The sequence below is a fragment of the Mesorhizobium loti genome, from assembly GCF_013170705.1.
Lineage (GTDB): Bacteria > Pseudomonadota > Alphaproteobacteria > Rhizobiales > Rhizobiaceae > Mesorhizobium > Mesorhizobium loti_D.
The window spans coordinates 5,979,804-5,995,035 of sequence record NZ_CP033334.1; the positions used below are offsets into that span (position 1 = coordinate 5,979,804).

Here is a 15,232-nt window from a genome sequence, read left to right on the forward strand (position 1 = left end):
CGCGGTTCGAAAAAGCCAGCAGATCAAGCACGACAATTAAAACAGCAGAGGGGTAGAGCATGTCCATTTTGACCGACACCAGGGTTTCGCGACGCGGCCTGCTGGCTGGAGCCGGAGCCTTTGGTCTTGCCTCGATGGTCAATCCAAAAATCTCCTGGTCGGCCGATGGCCCGATCCTGAAGGTGCGCTCATACGCCGACATCCAGACGCTCGACCCCTGCTTCCGGCTGGCCGCGCCCGAAGGCGACATCACCAGCGTCATTTTCGCCGGCCTCGTCGTCACCACGCCTGGCGAGAGCTGGGGCTGGCGGCCGATGGCGGCGGAGACGATCACGCAACTCGACCCCATGACGGTCGCCTTCAAACTGCGCGACAATATCGGCTTCACCGACGGCTATGGTCAGATGACGGCGGAAGACGTCAAATTCTCGATCGAGCGCATCGCCGACCCGGCCAACAAGAGCCCCTATGCCGGCGACTGGGCGACGCTCAAGGAGGTCGAGGTCAAGGACAAGCTCTCGGGCATCATCCATCTCAAGCAGGCCTTCGCGCCGCTGTGGACATCCACCTTGCCGACGCCGTCCGGGACCATCCTGTCGAAGAAAGCCATCACCGAACTCGGCGGCAAGTTGGGCGTCAAGCCGGTTGCGCAGTCGGGCCCCTACATACTGAAGGAATGGCTGCCCAAGCAGCGCACGGTGCTGGTGCGCAACCCTGACTGGAAGTACGAGCCGGGCGGCTTTGCCGAAATCCACATCCATCCGATCGAGGACGAGAAGACAGGCGAACTCGGCTACGAGGCCGGCGATCTCGATTACACCTGGACCGCGGTCTCCTCGATCTCGCGGCTGAAACAGACGCCGCCGCCGAAGACCAAGGTCGTCGAGAAGCCGTCGCTGGCCTTTGTCTGGCTGGGCATGAACCAGGATGTCGCGCCGTTCAACAATCCGAACATGCGCCGCGCGGTGCAATATGCGGTGGACCGCAAGGCCGTCGTCGATGCGGCCTATTTCGGCGCGGCCGCCACCGCGACCGGCATCATCGCGCCCGGCCTGCCCGGCCACCGCGAGAAGAACCTTTTCGACTACGATCCGGACCGCGCTCGCGACATGATCGCCAAGGAGGGGCTTGCCGGCACAACGATCACGCTCGACATCCTCAACAAGACCGAGCGCCTGACCGCCGCTCAGGTCGTGCAGTCGAACCTGCAGGATGTCGGCCTCAACGTCGAGATCAAGCAGAACGACAGCGGCACCTTCTGGACGCTCGGCGCCAAGGAAGGCGACTACTGGAAGAAGCTGCAGATGATCATCAGCCGCTTTTCCATGCAGCCGGACCCAAGCTGGGCCACCGCGTGGTTCACACGCGACCAGATCGGCGTCTGGAACTGGGAGCGTTTCTCCAGCGAGGAATTCGACAAGCTCAATGCCGAGGGCATGGTCGAACTCGACCCGGCCAAGCGCGACGTCATCTACAAGAAGCTGCAGGACCTGATGGAGGAGAACGGCAACTACGTCTTCCTCACCCACGAAGTCACCGGCGTCATGTATCGCGACTCGGTCGCGGCCGGCCTGAAGCCGAACGGTGAACCGGTGTTCACCGATTTCAAACCGGCATGACATCGACCCGCGGGGGCCTGCCCCCGCCGGAGACGTTCCGACGGGTAATGACATGATCCGCTACGCCCTCAAGCGTCTGTGGCTGGGCGCCATCATCATCAGCTTCGCGCTGATGATGATGTTCGCCATGGTTTACCTCATCCCCGGCGATCCGGCGTCCGTCGCGCTGGGACCACGCGCGACGCCGGAGATGAAGGAGGCGTTGCGCGAGCGCATGGGCCTGGATCAGCCCGTCTGGCGGCAATTCGTGAACTTCTATGGATCAGCCTTGCATGGCGACCTCGGCACGGAAGTCTTGTCCGACCGCCCGGTGCTGAACGTGGTGATGGAGCAACTCCCGTTCACGCTGGCGCTCATCATCGGCGGCATCACCTGGTCGGTGGCGCTCGGCATTCCGCTTGGCTGCATCGCGGCGGTGCGGCGCGGCGGCTTCGTCGACCAGGTGATCGGCGTGTTATCGGTGGCGATGATCGCGGTGCCGTCCTTCGTCGTCGCCATCTATTCGCTACTGGTCTTTGCCGTTGCCCTGCAATGGCTGCCGGCAATCGGTGCCGGCGACCCCGGAAACCTCGCCAGCCAGCTTCAGCATCTCATCCTGCCGTCATTGGCGGTCGGCCTTGGCTGGATCGGCTATATCTCGCGCATGGTGCGCGCCTCGATGCTGGAGACGCTCGAGGCCAGCCATATCCGCACGGCGCGCGCCTTCGGCCTGCCCGAACACCGCATCATCTACACCTACGCGCTGCGCATCGCCGTGCTGCCGACCATCACCCTGCTCGGCGTCGGCATCGGCCACATGCTGTCGTCTTCGGTCTTCGCCGAAATCGTCTTTGCCCGCCCCGGCATAGGCAAGCTGGTCTATGAAGCGATTTCGGTGCGCAACTACCCCATCGTCTCCGGAGCCGTGCTGGTCACCACCGTCTTCTTCGTCCTCGTCAACGTAGCGGCAGACATACTGGTCGGCCTATTGGATCCCCGTGTCAGATCAAGTTTCAACTGAGCTGTCCTTTCGCGGCAGCCGCCTCGGCGGCGTGTGGCGCACCGTGCGCCGCATCATGCGCGAGCCGCTCGGCGCCATCGGCCTGACGCTGGTTGCGGTGGTGGTGCTTTCGGCTGTATTCGCCAGTGTCCTGACCAGCTATACGCCGAGCAAGATTTCGCCAGCCGAGCGCTTCGCCTCGCCCAGCCTTCTGCACCTGCTCGGCACCGACCATCTAGGCCGCGATCTTTTTACCCGGGTTCTCTACGGCGGACGCGTCGCGCTGATGATCGCGCTGGGGTCAACCCTTGTGTCGCTGATTGTCGGGGTGGTGCTGGGCCTGATCGCCGGCTATGGCCCGCGATGGCTCGACAATGTGCTGCTGCTCATCTTCGACGCGGTGAAGAGTTTCCCGACCGTCATGCTGGCGCTGACGCTGGTCACCCTGTTCGGGCCCTCGCTCTATGCGGTGGTGCTGGTGGTGATGCTGGTCAACGTACCGGGCTATGCGCGCATCATCCGCACCCAGACGCTGGTGCTCAAATCCGCCGAACATGTCATGGCGGCGCGCTCGATGGGCGCAAGCGCCGGCCGCATCCTGCGCGTCCATATCCTGCCCAACATCATCGGCCCGATCCTGATCCTGGTGTCGATGGACATCCCCGTGGTGGTGGCGATCGAGGCCGGCATGAGCTTCCTCGGGCTTGGCGTGCGGCCGCCGACCCCGAGCTGGGGCGCAATCCTCAATGACGGCTTCGCCAACATCCGTGATTCCTACTGGATCGTGATCGCCGGCGGCCTGCCGATCGTGCTGACCACGCTCGGCTTCACCTTCTTCGGCGAGACCTTGCGCGATCTCTTCGATCCCCGGCTGAAGGGGCGGTCATGACGGTTCTCGCGGTCAAGAATCTCAGCGTTGCCTTCCACACCGAGAGCGGCCGGCTGGAGGCGCTGAAAGACGTCAGCTTTTGCGTACCCTCCAACCGCAGCGTCGGCGTGGTCGGCGAATCCGGCTGCGGGAAGTCGACGCTGATCAACGCCATACTGGGCCTGCTCGCAGACAATGGCAAGATATCGTCGGGCGAGATCGTCTTCGAAGGCGACAAGGACCTCACCCGGCTTGACGCGACCGCGATGCGCGGGCTGCGTGGCCGCAGGATCGCCACCGTGTTCCAGGATCCGATGGGCGCGCTCAATCCCGTGCTTTCGGTGGGACGGCAGATGCGTGACATCCAGTATCGCTCAGGCCTATCGAAACGGGACAAGGACGCGCGCTCGGTCGCCATGCTGCGCAAGGTCCGCATTCCCGATCCGGAAAGCCGGCTGGCGCAGTTTCCGCACGAATTCTCCGGCGGCATGAAGCAGCGCATCGCCATCGCCATGGCGCTGATGATGGAACCGGCGCTGCTGATTGCCGACGAGCCGACCACCGCGCTCGACGCGACGCTGGAGGTGGCCACTATCGAGCTGCTCAAGGACCTGCAGCGCGAGATCGGCTGCTCGGTGCTTTTCATCTCGCATCACCTGGGGGTTATCGCCGAACTCTGCGACGAGATGATCGTCATGTATGCCGGCGAAGTGGTGGAGAGCGGCACGACCCGCGAGATCTTCCATGATGCGCGTCATCCCTATACGCAAAAGCTGCTCGCCTGCGATCCCGCGCGGCTGTCGCAACGGGTCGCCCGCCTGCCGACCATCGCCGGAACCTTGCCGGATTTGCGCCGGCGGCCGAGCGGCTGCGTCTTCCAGCCGCGTTGCGACCGCGCCGACGCGCAATGCCTGACGACACCTCCCAACGCTCCACTTGGCGGATCCCACATCGCCCGATGCTGGCACGCGGACGTTCCCCTGGTGGTGATGAGCGCATGAGCTCCGACGACCTGCTCCGCATCAGCGATCTACGCGTCTCGTTCCGGGTTGGCGGGCTGACCGCCAGGCTGGCTGGGCGCGCCACGGAGATCGAGGCGGTCTCCGGTGTCAGCTTCAACCTGCAGCGCGGCACCACTTTCGCGCTGGTCGGCGAATCCGGCTCCGGCAAAACCACTCTCGCACGTACGATCAATGGTCTTCAGCCCGTCAAATCGGGCACGATCCTGTTCGAAGGACAGGAGTTGCAGGGTCTCTCCAACGCCGCGATGAAGCCGGTGCGGCGGCGCATGCCGATGATGTTCCAGGATCCGATCGGGTCGCTGTCGCCACGGCTCAGCGTGCGGTCGCTGCTGTCGGAGCCCTTCGTCATCCATGGGCTCTCCAACCGTGATCTCAACGCCGAGGTCACGCGGCTTCTGACGCTGGTCGGGCTGCCGCGCGAGTTCGCCGACCGCTTTCCGCACCAGCTGTCCGGCGGCCAGGCACGCCGCGTCGGCGTCGCGCGGGCGATCGCGCTCGATCCCGTGCTGGTGGTCGCCGACGAACCGACGGCTGGCCTCGATGTCTCCGTACAGGGCGAGGTGCTGAACCTGCTCAACGATCTGCGCGACCGCATGGGCCTGTCGATGCTGATCATCACCCACAATCTGCATGTCGTGCGCCAGATCGCCGACCGCATGGCGGTGATGTATCTGGGCCGTTTCGTCGAACAGGGCGAGACCGAAGCGATCTTCCGCGCGCCGCACCATCCCTATACGGCGGCACTTCTATCGGCCAATCCGGAGCCCGATCCCGACAGGATGCGCCAGCGCATCACCCTACCGGCGGACGTGCCGTCGCTGCTGGCGCGGCCGAAGGGCTGTGAATTCCATACACGCTGCCCGCAAGCACGGGACCGTTGCGCGGTCGATGCCCCTATCCCGGCCGCTGTGGGCGACAGCCGTCTGACCTGCCATTTCCCGCTGAACACATAAGGACAGCCCTCGGCACAACTATTGGCCGGGGCGTCGAGAGGAGCCGCATGCAAGATATCCGCGTCATCACCGATTTTCCGCGCAAGGTGCGAGAGATCGAGAACCTCTGGATTCCGATGCCCGACGGCATCAAGCTGGCGGCGCGCGTCTGGCTACCGGAAGACGCCGACGCCGATCCGGTGCCGGCGATCCTTGAATACCTGCCCTATCGCAAGCGCGACGGAACGGTGGAACGCGATGCGCTGACGCACCCCTATTTCGCCGGGCACGGCTATGCCGGCGTGCGTGTCGACATGCGCGGCTCGGGCGACAGCGAAGGGCTGTGCAAGGGCGAGTATCTGAAGCAGGAACAGGACGACTGCCTGGCGGTGATCGAATGGTTGGCCCGGCAACCCTGGTGCTCGGGCAGCGTGGGCATGATCGGCATCAGCTGGGGTGGTTTCAACGGGCTGCAGGTCGCCGCCCGGCGCCCGCCGGCGCTGAAAGCTGTCATCTCGCTGTGCTCGACCGACGACCGCTACAATGACGATGTGCATTACCTCGGCGGCGCCATGATGTGCGACAATCTGATGTGGGGAACGACGGCCTGGGCGATCGCCATGACGCCTCCTGATCCGCTGATCGTCGGCGACCGCTGGCGTGACCTGTGGGAGCAGCGGCTGAACGGCAACGGCATATGGATGCAGGACTGGTTCGAACACCAGCGCCGCGACGATTTCTACAAGCATGGCTCGATTTGCGAGGACTATGCCGATGTCGAAATTCCGGTCTATGCCGTCGGCGGCTGGGCCGATGGCTACCCCAACCCGATCTTCCGCATGCTGGAAAACCTGCCCGGTCCCCGCAAGGGCCTGATCGGCCCCTGGGGGCACAAATATCCCCACTTCGCCATGCCCGGCCCACGCATGGGCTTCCTGCAGGAATGCCTGCGCTGGTGGGACCAGTATCTGAAGGGGATCGACACCGGCATTGCCGACGAGCCGATGCTGCGCGCCTGGATCCAGGATCCGGCGCGGCCGGCCGCGATCTATGATGAGCGGCCCGGCCGCTGGGTGGCCGAGCCTTCCTGGCCGGGGCCGGGCGTCGGGCAAAAGGTGCTGAACCTTGCTCCCCATGTGTTGAGCGAGGCCAAGGGCGACAACGCGATCCTGGAGATTTCATCGCCACAGACGGCCGGACTGTCTTCAGGTGCCTGGTGTGGTTACGGCGTCATGCCGACCTTGCCGGTCGACCAGCGGAGCGAGGAAGGCAACGCCCTGATCTTCGAGACGGCACCGTTGACCGAAGCGGTCGAGATCCTCGGCTTCCCCGAGTTCGAGGTCAAGCTCGCCTCCGACAAACCAGTCGCGCTCCTCTCCGCCACCCTGTCGCAGGTGTTCGCGGACGGTGCGGCCTCGCGCGTCAGCTACGGCATCCTCAACCTCAGCCATCGCAACGGCGACCTGGAGATCGAGCCGCTGGTGCCAGGGCAAGCGGAGACAGTTCGCATCAAGCTGCGCTGCTGCGGACAGCGTTTCGAGGCCGGCGAGCGCATCCGGCTGGCGCTTGCGACGTCGCACTGGCCGATCGTCTTCCCCACGGCCGAACAGGCGACGCTGTCGATCCATTGCGGCAGCAGCCGGCTGATCCTGCCGGTGCGCGCGCCGCAGAAGCTGGATGACACGCTGGGAGCATTTCTCGGCCCGGAGAGCGCCAGCCCGATGGAGCAGGAGGTGCTGGCCAAGGGCGACGGCTTCCAGCGCTCGGTGTCGACCGACCAGGTCACCGGCGAAACCGTCTACCAGGTGATCAATGACGGCGGCACGGTGCGGCACCCGCATACGGGAATGACCCTTTCGGCAAGGCATGTCGACCGCTTCACCATCCACCCCGACGATCCGAACACGGCGGTCGGCACCTGCACATGGGAGAAATCCTACGGCAGAGGCGACTGGCAAGCGCGTGTTTCGGTCAAGGCGACGGTGCGCGCGCTGCGCGATGTCTGGCGGATCGAGACCCACATCACCGCGCATGATCGCAACGAGGTGGTCGTCGACCGGAGCGAGGTCAAGGAGTATCCGCGCGACCTCAACTGAGAGGCCCGGCACGGCTCGCGATCACGCCATCAATTTCGGCAAGGCGGCCGCCAGCGCGTCGACGGCGAGCCGCACCTTGAGCGGCAGATGCGGCGTCCGCAGCCAAAGGGCGTGGCAGTCGTAGGGATAGCGCGGCTGGTCCGGCAACAGCGCCACCAGCGCACCGGTTCGAATGCGCTCGCGCACCAGCCACCAGGGCAGCCACGCCAGCCCCATGCCTTCGACCGCAGCATCGGCGATGGCATCGAGATCGTCGAGCCGCAGCCGGCCGCTGGGCACGATCTCCCGCGCAGTTTGCCCTTCACGCGCAAACAGCCAGGGCTGAACGACCTGGCCGAGGCGGCGATAGACGATTGCCTGATGGTCGGCGAGATCCTCGATCCGCCGCGGTTCGCCATGGCGTTGCAGATAGGAGGGCGCCGCGCAAACGATCATGCCCTGGCGCGCGACACGGCGCGCGATCACGCCAGCCTTGTCGTCCAGATCGCCGGTCCGGATGGCGAGATCGTAGCCGTCCTCGGCAAGATCTGCGAAGCGGTCGCTGAGCGACAGGTCTAGTTCCAGCATCGGATATTGCCGTGCCAGTTGCAGCAGCACGGGGGTGACGCAGTGGCGGCCGAAATGCGCCGGCATGGTGACGCGCAGTTTTCCGCGCGGTTCGGAGAGTTGGTCGGCGGCCAGCGCGTCGGCGGCCTCCGCCTCGGCCAGCACGACCCGGCAGCGTTCGTAATAGGCACGGCCGAAATCGGTCAGGCTCTGACGGCGCGTGGTGCGGTTGATGAGGCGCACCCCCAGCCGTTCCTCGAGAAAGCGGACGTGCTTGCCCACCATAGGTCCGGACAGGTCGAGCGCGACCGCAGCAGCCGCGAACGAGCCAAGATCGGCCGCCTTGACGAACACGGCCATGCTCTCGAGTCGATCCATATTCGAAACCCTTGGTTTCTACTGCTTTATCACTACGCCCATTTATCCATGAAACCTTTATCTGCATAGCTCATTCGGTTCAGATAATTTGGAGTAACCCGAATGGCACGTGTTGTCCGCTTCCACCAGCATGGCGGTCCCGAGGTTCTGCGCATCGAGGATGTCGACCTCTCCCCACCGGCTCCGGGCGAGGTTCAAATCCGTATCAAGGCACTCGGCATCAATCGCGCCGAAGCGCTGCTGCGCGCCGGCACCTATATCGAGACACCCGCCCTGCCCTCCGGGCTTGGCCTCGAGGCGGCGGGGGTTGTCGAAACAGTGGGCGAAGGCGTGAAGGGTTTCGCGCCGGGCGACGCTGTCAGCGTCATCCCGCCGCAATCGATGGTGCGCTGGCCGGCTTATGGCGAGTTGGTCACCTATCCCGCCGCGCTGCTCGTCAAGCACCCACCGTCGCTCGACTGGAAAACGGCGGCGGCTGTCTGGATGCAATACCTCACCGCCTATGGCGCGCTGATCGACATTGCCAAACTTGGCGATGGGGATGCCGTCGTCATCACCGCGGCCTCAAGCAGCGTGGGGCTTGCCGCGATCCAGATCGCCAACAAGGTTGGCGCGGCAGTCATCGCGGTGACGCGGACATCGACGAAGAAACAGGCCTTGCTCGATGCCGGAGCGGCTGAAGTTGTGACCCTAGCCGAGGAGGATCTCACCGCACGGCTGAACACAATCGTGGGACCGAAAGGCGTGCGCGTCGTGCTGGATGCAGTCGGCGGCCCGATCTTCGGGCCGCTGACGGCAGCGATGTCAAAGGGCGGCATCCTGATCGAATATGGCGGCCTCAGCAGCGAGCCGACGCCGTTTCCCCTGGCTGCCGTGCTGGGCAAGACGCTGACGCTGCGTGGCTACCTCGTCCACGAGATCACCGGCGACCCGAGGAAATTGGAGGCAGCGAAGACGTTCATCCTCGAGGGCCTGGAGACAGCCACGCTGAGGCCAATCATCGACAGGACCTTTGCCTTCGACCAGATCGTCGAAGCGCATCGCCATCTCGAATCGAACGACCAGTTCGGCAAGATCGTAGTGACGATCTGAGATCGTGGTGACGGTCTGAGCAACGGCAAACAAATCACCCGGGCCGGCACTATCGCCCTTGAAGGCGCGGCTCCGCGTTCCTAACTGACTGGTGCGAGCCGGGCCCCTCTGACTGTCGCCAATGGCGACCGTGATGTCGGACCGCTTTAACGGGCCCGTTTCCATCCTTTTAGGTCAAGCGGGCTCAATCCTTTCGGTTTGGAGCCCCGTATGACATCTTCCCTCCTTGGCCTGGTTTGCCCCTCCTGCCGCGTCGCGCTTGTGATGAGCGAACGCCAGGGTATCGAAATCGACTACTGTCCGCAGTGCCGCGGCGTCTGGCTTGATCGAGGCGAACTCGACAAGATCATCGAGCGTTCCGGCAGGGAGGCGTCGCCCGCGCTGCAGCAGCAGCCGGCAGCCTTCTCGCAGCCGCAGCAAGGCCATGGCCGCGATGACGATTATTCGCGCTCGCAGGGTCACCGTTATCCCAAGCGGAAGAAATCATTCTTCGAAGAATTGTTCGATTGACCGGGCTCCGGAGCCCGGGCCGACGTTTGCTGAAAATTTCCAAAACCACATCGATAAAGGTTCATTTCCGATGATGTCTCGCACCAGCCGATTTGCAACCCTGTTTGCCGGACTGTTCCTCGCATTCTCCATGGTCGCGATCGATCATGCCGAAGCGCGGCGCGGCGGCAGTTTCGGCAGCCGCGGCACGCGCACGTTCCAGTCGGCGCCGCCGACAAGGACCGCTCCGGCGCCGACCGCTCCGGTCGAGCGTTCGATGACGCCCAACACCGGCGTGAACCCTGCCGCCCGGCAGCCTCAGGCCGGCCCGCAGAGGCCGGGCTTCATGAGCGGCTTCGGCGGAACGATGATGCGCGGACTGCTGATCGGTGGCCTGATCGGGCTGCTCCTGGGCCAAGGCTTCGGCGGCCTGGCCGGCATGTTCGGCTTCCTGCTCCAGGCCCTGCTCATCGGTGGCGCGATCATGCTGGCCATCCGCTTCTTCCGCTCGCAATCCGCGCGTGGCCCCGCGCCAGCGCTCGCCGGTGCCGGCAATGTCCAGGCGTCGCGATTTGAGAACCGCGCAACGGGACAGCAGCAGGCGGCAGGCTCGTTCTCAATCCCCGGCTTTGGTTCGGGCGGAGGCTCTCCGGCCACTGCTGTCTCCGAGGAGATCACACTGGCTCAGAGCGACCTCGATGCGTTTCAGCAGTTGCTGACCGACGTCCAGGAAGCTTTCGGGCGCGAAGACCATGCCGCCCTGCGCCAGGCAACGACGCCCGAAATGGTGTCCTATCTCTCGGAAGAACTGGCCGACAATGCCCAGAAAGGTCTCAGGAACGAGGTCTCTGACATCACTCTGCTGCAGGCCGACATCGCCGAAAGCTGGCGCGAGGATGACCGCGACTACGCCACGGCGGCGCTGCGCTACGAGTCTCGCGACGTGATGCGCGAACGGGCCAGCGGCAAGGTCGTCGAGGGCGACGAGGGCCATCCGACCGAAACGACCGAGCTATGGACATTCACGCGTCAGAACGGCTCGAGCTGGAAACTCTCGGCCATACAGCAGGCCTGAGCCCGGCCAGTTCATCCGGAGGGGCGCTGCAAGCCCCTCAGCGCACGATCCTGACGCACATCGGCGTGCCGATCTCGATGGCGCGTCCGGTGTCGGTTCAGGCTGCCGACGAAGACCAGACAGTCCGTGCTCATGATTCCTCCCTGCCCGCCTGCGCCTGGGCGTGCGGGGCCGGTCAAAATTTCGCCTGCCCTCGCTTGCAACGCAACCCCATATGTGAAAATACTATTTACAAAAGAAGATTGACGGGAGGAGACGCCGTGCAGCCAAGCGCTTTCAGCGGTATTCAAGCGGTTGCCCGGAGCCTCCTGCGAGACCGCCGGAGCCAGCCATGACCGACTTCGCCCCGACCGTGGGGGTCGCCTCGACGCACCCGAGGAACATGCCCGAGGAGCACGCCGCCTTGCCGGTGTGGAATGCCGAGAACTGGTTCTACGAAGACTGGCCGGTCGGCCAGAAAATCCGCTCCTTGCGGCGCACGATGGCCGAGGGCGACAGCCATCTGTTCAACACGCTGGTGCTCGACATCCACCCCTACGTGCAAGACCAGATGTTCGCCGAGAGCGAAGGCATTTTCGGCAAGCGGCTGATCGCCGGCGCCTTCGTCTTTTCGGCGGGCCTCGGGCTGGTCGCCACCAACTGCGTCAACGCCTTTTCCTACGGCTATGACAAGCTCCGCTTCATAAAGCCTGTCTTCATTGGCGACACGATCTATTCGATCCGCTCCAACCTCGACAAGAAGCCCCGCTACAAGGAGATGGGGCTGATCCGCGCCAGCTACGAAGTGTTCAAGGGCGAAGGCGAACTCGTTCTGTATTGCGAGCACCTGCAGACGGTGAAGTATCGCAACCCCGCCGATTTCGTCGGCAAGACGGAGAAATGAGGATGCCGGCAGCAGCCGAATTGCCGCTCGCCGGTCTCGTCGTCGTCGACATGAGCCAGTTCCTGTCCGGGCCCTATTGCTCGCTCCGGCTGCTCGATCTCGGCGCCCGCGTCATCAAGATCGAACGCCCGGACGGTGGCGACCTGTCGCGCCGGCTCTATCTCAGCGACACCGAGATCGGTGGCGACTCCACCATCTTCCACGCCATCAACCGGGCCAAGGAAAGTCTCGCCATCGACCTCAAGAACGAGGCCGATCTAAAGGCGTTGCGCGGGCTTCTGGCCAAGGCCGACGTGCTGATCCAGAATTTCCGGCCAGGCGTCATCGAGCGGCTCGGCTTCGACTATGAGGCGGTCCGCAAGATCAATCCAAGGCTCGTCTATGCCTCGATCAGCGGCTATGGCGAAGAGGGTCCATGGGTAAAGCGGCCCGGCCAGGACCTGCTGGCGCAGTCGCGCTCCGGCGTGATGTGGCTGAATGGCGACGAGGACCAGGGACCGGTGCCGTTCGGGCTTGCGATCGGCGACATGCTGGCGGGTGCTGCCTGCGCGCAAGGCATTCTGGCCGCCCTGGTGCGGCGCGGCATCACCGGCCAGGGCAGCCATATCGAAACCAGCCTGCTCGAGGCGCTGGTCGACTTCCAGTTCGAGGTGCTGACGACGCATCTCAATGACGGCCGCCGCCTGCCGCGACGCTCGAGCTTCCGCAGCGCGCATGCCTATCTCTCGGCACCTTATGGCGTCTACCCGGCCAAGGATGGCTATCTCTCCATCGCCATGACGCCGATCCCGAAACTCGCCGATCTGCTGTCGCTCAATGAGCTGGCGCCCTATCGCGACAAACCGGCCTCGTGGTTCACCGCGCGCGACGACATCAAGGCGATCATCGCGCAACGGATCGCCACCAAGACCATCGACGAATGGCTTGCCATTCTCGAGCCAGCCGACATCTGGTGCGCCAGGGTACTGACCTGGCCGGAGATGCTGGCAAGCGAGGGATTTCAGTCGCTAGACATGCTGCAGACGGTGACACGCGAGGACGATGTCTCTATCCTCACCACCAGTTCGCCACTCAGGGTCGACGGCATCAGGGCCAAGGTCGATCGCGCCGCACCGCGCATCGGCGAACACAGCGCGGCGATCCGCGCGGAGTTCGGCCTTTGACCACGCTCAAGGGCATGACCTGGAGCCATCCGCGCGGCTATGATCCGATGGTTGCCTGCTCGTCTCTCTGGCAGCGGAAAACCGGCGTCGCTATCGAGTGGGACAAGCGCTCGCTGCAGGACTTCGAATCCTTCCCGGTCGAGGAGCTGGCCCGCGCCTACGACCTGATCGTCATCGACCATCCGCATGTCGGCCAGATCACGGCGGAAAGCTGCCTGGCGCCACTGGATGTCGCCGGCCGCGAAGCGGAGCGCACCGCGCTCGCTTCGGGCAGCGTCGGCCAATCCTATCCGAGCTATAGCTGGCAAGGGCGGCAATGGGCCTTCCCGATCGATGCCGCCAGCCAGGTCCAGGGCTGGCGGCCGGATGCGCTCGATACGCCGCCGGCTCGCTGGAGCGAGGTGCTCGATCTCGCCCGGCAAGGCCGCGTGTTATTGCCGTTGAGGCCGCCGCATGTGCTGATGGTTTTCTACACGCTGGCCGGCAATCTCGGACACGCTTGCGCCACCGATCCTTCCGGTGATCTCATCGATATCGAAACCGGCAGCCAAATTTTCGAGGCCATGCGCGCGATCGCCGCGCTGGTCGAGCCGGCCTGTTTCGAGATGGACCCGATCGCGGTTTCCGAACGTATGGCGGAGGCGGATTCCAAAATCGTCTGCGCGCCGCTGATCTACGGCTATGTGTCCTATGCGATATCAGGGTTTCGCGCGCACCGGCTTGCCTTTGCAGACATCCCGGCCGTCGGCTCCAACGGCCCAATCGGCTCGGCGCTTGGTGGCACCGGCATAGCGGTGTCGGCCTTTTCCCAGGCAAAAGAAGCCGCGATCGATTTCGCTTACTGGGTCGCCAGCGGCGATGTCCAGCGCGGCCCGTATGCCGCCGCCGGCGGACAGCCGGGTCATGCCGCGGGCTGGGAGGATCAGACCGTCAACGCCGCGACCGGCAATTTCTATCGCGGTACACGCGCAACGCTCGAGGGCGCATGGGTGCGGCCGCGCCATGACGGCTACATGGCGTTCCAGCAAGCAGCGTCCGACCGCATCCTTTCCGGCATGACTTCCGGGCACAAAGCCGCCCAGGTCGTTGCCGATCTCAATCGCCTGTTCCGGGAGAGTTCCCTCGCACAGGTATCCGGCGCTGCCGGTGAAGGAGCCTGAACGAAAACAAACGAAGGGCCGATGTTTGCAGGCCACGACCCAGCGAGAAGCCGAGGCGACCCAGCTTATTCAAGCCGCCACAGCCTGCGGGCATTACCAGACAACAATCCCTCGCGCTCCGCGACGCTGCAGCCGGAAAGCAGCGCATGGGTAGCAGCAACCCAGGTCGAGAGCCCGCCACCAAGCGTGCAGACCGGCCAGTCGCTGCCCCAGACGACACGGTCCCAGCCGAACGCTGCGATGGTGTGCTCGACATAGGGCCGCAGCGTCTCGACCGTCCAGTTGCCAGGATCGGCATAGGCGACGACGCCGGAGATCTTGGCCATGACATTCGGGCGTCGCGCGATCTCGCTCATGTGCTCGCGCCATGGGTGCTTGCCATTGCCCTTGATGTCGGGAACGCCGCAATGGTCGAGGACGAACTGGACATCGGGCGCCAGGTCGGCCAGCGCGACCGCCTTGGGAATCTGGTGCGGCAGCACGACGAGATCGAAGGTCAGGCCGGTGCCGCCAAGCCGCTTGATGTTGCCACGGAACAGGTCGCCTTCCGAGAGGTCGTCGGGCACAACGTGGAGCACGCGGCGGAAGCCCTTGACGAACGGATTTGCCTGCTGGCGCTCGAGATAGGCGGCAAAGCCAGCCTCTTCCGGCCGGCACGATGCGATCACGCCTGCCAGCATGCTGCCCGCCTGCCGCGACAGGCCCTGGACGCGGGCGGTCTCTGCCTCGATATCGGCCGGATCGACATCGACCTCCATATGCAGCACGCGCTCGACGCCGACGCGCCGCGCTTCCGTGGCATAGTCCTCATAGGAGAAATCGCGGTTGAGCGCTGGCACGCCGGCAAGCCAGGGATAGCGCAAGGCCGAGCGATCGATGAGATGCAGATGAGTGTCGATGATCATGGCGAGGCTCCTCCCCCAGCGTTGT

General features: G+C 64.5%; 14 protein-coding genes. 12 read left to right on the forward strand and 2 right to left on the reverse strand.

The window, feature by feature from the left end:
• Nucleotides 1–59 precede the first annotated feature (59 nt).
• Genes EB815_RS29365 through EB815_RS29390 form a run of 6 tightly spaced genes read left to right on the forward strand, consistent with a single transcriptional unit; the run spans nt 60 to nt 7,516 of the window.
• Nucleotides 60–1,619, forward strand: a complete 1,560-nt coding sequence (locus EB815_RS29365; RefSeq protein ID WP_065004925.1) for an ABC transporter substrate-binding protein — start codon at nt 60–62, stop codon at nt 1,617–1,619.
• A gap of 52 nt (nt 1,620–1,671) precedes the next feature.
• Nucleotides 1,672–2,619 carry an ABC transporter permease gene (locus tag EB815_RS29370; protein ID WP_056564683.1) on the forward strand — a complete coding sequence of 316 codons (948 nt, stop codon included), beginning with the start codon at nt 1,672–1,674 and terminating at the stop codon, nt 2,617–2,619.
• Nucleotides 2,597–3,487: an ABC transporter permease gene (locus EB815_RS29375; protein ID WP_244493909.1), complete on the forward strand. Its 891-nt coding sequence runs from the start codon at nt 2,597–2,599 to the stop codon at nt 3,485–3,487. Before EB815_RS29370 ends, EB815_RS29375 begins: the two co-directional genes overlap by 23 nt.
• Nucleotides 3,484–4,467, forward strand: a complete 984-nt coding sequence (locus EB815_RS29380) for an ABC transporter ATP-binding protein (RefSeq protein ID WP_065004924.1) — start codon at nt 3,484–3,486, stop codon at nt 4,465–4,467. Before EB815_RS29375 ends, EB815_RS29380 begins: the two co-directional genes overlap by 4 nt.
• Entirely contained in the window at nt 4,464–5,441 is a 978-nt protein-coding gene (locus tag EB815_RS29385) for an ABC transporter ATP-binding protein (protein ID WP_065004923.1), read from the forward strand. Before EB815_RS29380 ends, EB815_RS29385 begins: the two co-directional genes overlap by 4 nt.
• 47 nt (nt 5,442–5,488) lie before the next feature.
• Nucleotides 5,489–7,516, forward strand: coding sequence for a CocE/NonD family hydrolase (locus EB815_RS29390; protein ID WP_081294662.1), 2,028 nt, complete (start codon nt 5,489–5,491; stop codon nt 7,514–7,516).
• A 21-nt stretch (nt 7,517–7,537) separates the two neighbouring features.
• Here the strand turns inward: EB815_RS29390 and EB815_RS29395 are convergent, their stop codons facing one another.
• Nucleotides 7,538–8,440, reverse strand: coding sequence for a LysR family transcriptional regulator (locus EB815_RS29395; protein ID WP_056564696.1), 903 nt, complete (start codon nt 8,438–8,440; stop codon nt 7,538–7,540).
• Nucleotides 8,441–8,542: 102 nt separating this feature from the next.
• On the opposite strand from EB815_RS29395, the gene EB815_RS29400 reads away from it, so the two are divergent.
• From EB815_RS29400 to EB815_RS29425, 6 genes are all read left to right on the forward strand, one after another.
• Entirely contained in the window at nt 8,543–9,532 is a 990-nt protein-coding gene (locus tag EB815_RS29400; protein WP_056564699.1) for a zinc-dependent alcohol dehydrogenase family protein, read from the forward strand.
• A 210-nt stretch (nt 9,533–9,742) separates the two neighbouring features.
• Nucleotides 9,743–10,042, forward strand: coding sequence for a zf-TFIIB domain-containing protein (locus EB815_RS29405; protein WP_056564702.1), 300 nt, complete (start codon nt 9,743–9,745; stop codon nt 10,040–10,042).
• Between the two features lie 70 nt (nt 10,043–10,112).
• On the forward strand, nt 10,113–11,096 hold the full coding sequence (locus EB815_RS29410) for a Tim44 domain-containing protein (protein WP_056564705.1): 984 nt from the start codon (nt 10,113–10,115) through the stop codon (nt 11,094–11,096).
• A 331-nt stretch (nt 11,097–11,427) separates the two neighbouring features.
• Complete coding sequence (locus EB815_RS29415; RefSeq protein WP_056564709.1) at nt 11,428–11,979, forward strand: MaoC family dehydratase; 552 nt, start codon at nt 11,428–11,430, stop codon at nt 11,977–11,979.
• A gap of 2 nt (nt 11,980–11,981) precedes the next feature.
• Nucleotides 11,982–13,142 (forward strand): CaiB/BaiF CoA transferase family protein, encoded by a 1,161-nt coding sequence (locus EB815_RS29420; protein WP_056564710.1) that lies wholly within the window; start codon nt 11,982–11,984, stop codon nt 13,140–13,142.
• A 14-nt stretch (nt 13,143–13,156) separates the two neighbouring features.
• Nucleotides 13,157–14,302, forward strand: coding sequence for an extracellular solute-binding protein (locus EB815_RS29425; RefSeq protein WP_081294759.1), 1,146 nt, complete (start codon nt 13,157–13,159; stop codon nt 14,300–14,302).
• A 65-nt stretch (nt 14,303–14,367) separates the two neighbouring features.
• Here EB815_RS29425 and EB815_RS29430 read toward each other — a convergent pair whose 3' ends face one another.
• Nucleotides 14,368–15,207: an amidohydrolase family protein gene (locus tag EB815_RS29430; RefSeq protein ID WP_056564716.1), complete on the reverse strand. Its 840-nt coding sequence runs from the start codon at nt 15,205–15,207 to the stop codon at nt 14,368–14,370.
• Nucleotides 15,208–15,232 lie beyond the last annotated feature (25 nt).

What these genes read in the sequence shown, in the direction of transcription:
- EB815_RS29365 (WP_065004925.1), top strand. Translation starts at nt 60, where the DNA reads ATGTCCATTTTGACCGACACCAGGGTTTCGCGACGCGGCCTGCTGGCT.
- EB815_RS29370 (WP_056564683.1), top strand. Translation starts at nt 1,672, where the DNA reads ATGATCCGCTACGCCCTCAAGCGTCTGTGGCTGGGCGCCATCATCATC.
- EB815_RS29380 (WP_065004924.1), top strand. Translation starts at nt 3,484, where the DNA reads ATGACGGTTCTCGCGGTCAAGAATCTCAGCGTTGCCTTCCACACCGAG.
- EB815_RS29385 (WP_065004923.1), top strand. Translation starts at nt 4,464, where the DNA reads ATGAGCTCCGACGACCTGCTCCGCATCAGCGATCTACGCGTCTCGTTC.
- EB815_RS29390 (WP_081294662.1), top strand. Translation starts at nt 5,489, where the DNA reads ATGCAAGATATCCGCGTCATCACCGATTTTCCGCGCAAGGTGCGAGAG.
- EB815_RS29395 (WP_056564696.1), bottom strand. Translation starts at nt 8,440, where the DNA reads ATGGATCGACTCGAGAGCATGGCCGTGTTCGTCAAGGCGGCCGATCTT.
- EB815_RS29400 (WP_056564699.1), top strand. Translation starts at nt 8,543, where the DNA reads ATGGCACGTGTTGTCCGCTTCCACCAGCATGGCGGTCCCGAGGTTCTG.
- EB815_RS29405 (WP_056564702.1), top strand. Translation starts at nt 9,743, where the DNA reads ATGACATCTTCCCTCCTTGGCCTGGTTTGCCCCTCCTGCCGCGTCGCG.
- EB815_RS29410 (WP_056564705.1), top strand. Translation starts at nt 10,113, where the DNA reads ATGATGTCTCGCACCAGCCGATTTGCAACCCTGTTTGCCGGACTGTTC.
- EB815_RS29415 (WP_056564709.1), top strand. Translation starts at nt 11,428, where the DNA reads ATGACCGACTTCGCCCCGACCGTGGGGGTCGCCTCGACGCACCCGAGG.
- EB815_RS29420 (WP_056564710.1), top strand. Translation starts at nt 11,982, where the DNA reads ATGCCGGCAGCAGCCGAATTGCCGCTCGCCGGTCTCGTCGTCGTCGAC.
- EB815_RS29425 (WP_081294759.1), top strand. Translation starts at nt 13,157, where the DNA reads ATGACCTGGAGCCATCCGCGCGGCTATGATCCGATGGTTGCCTGCTCG.
- EB815_RS29430 (WP_056564716.1), bottom strand. Translation starts at nt 15,207, where the DNA reads ATGATCATCGACACTCATCTGCATCTCATCGATCGCTCGGCCTTGCGC.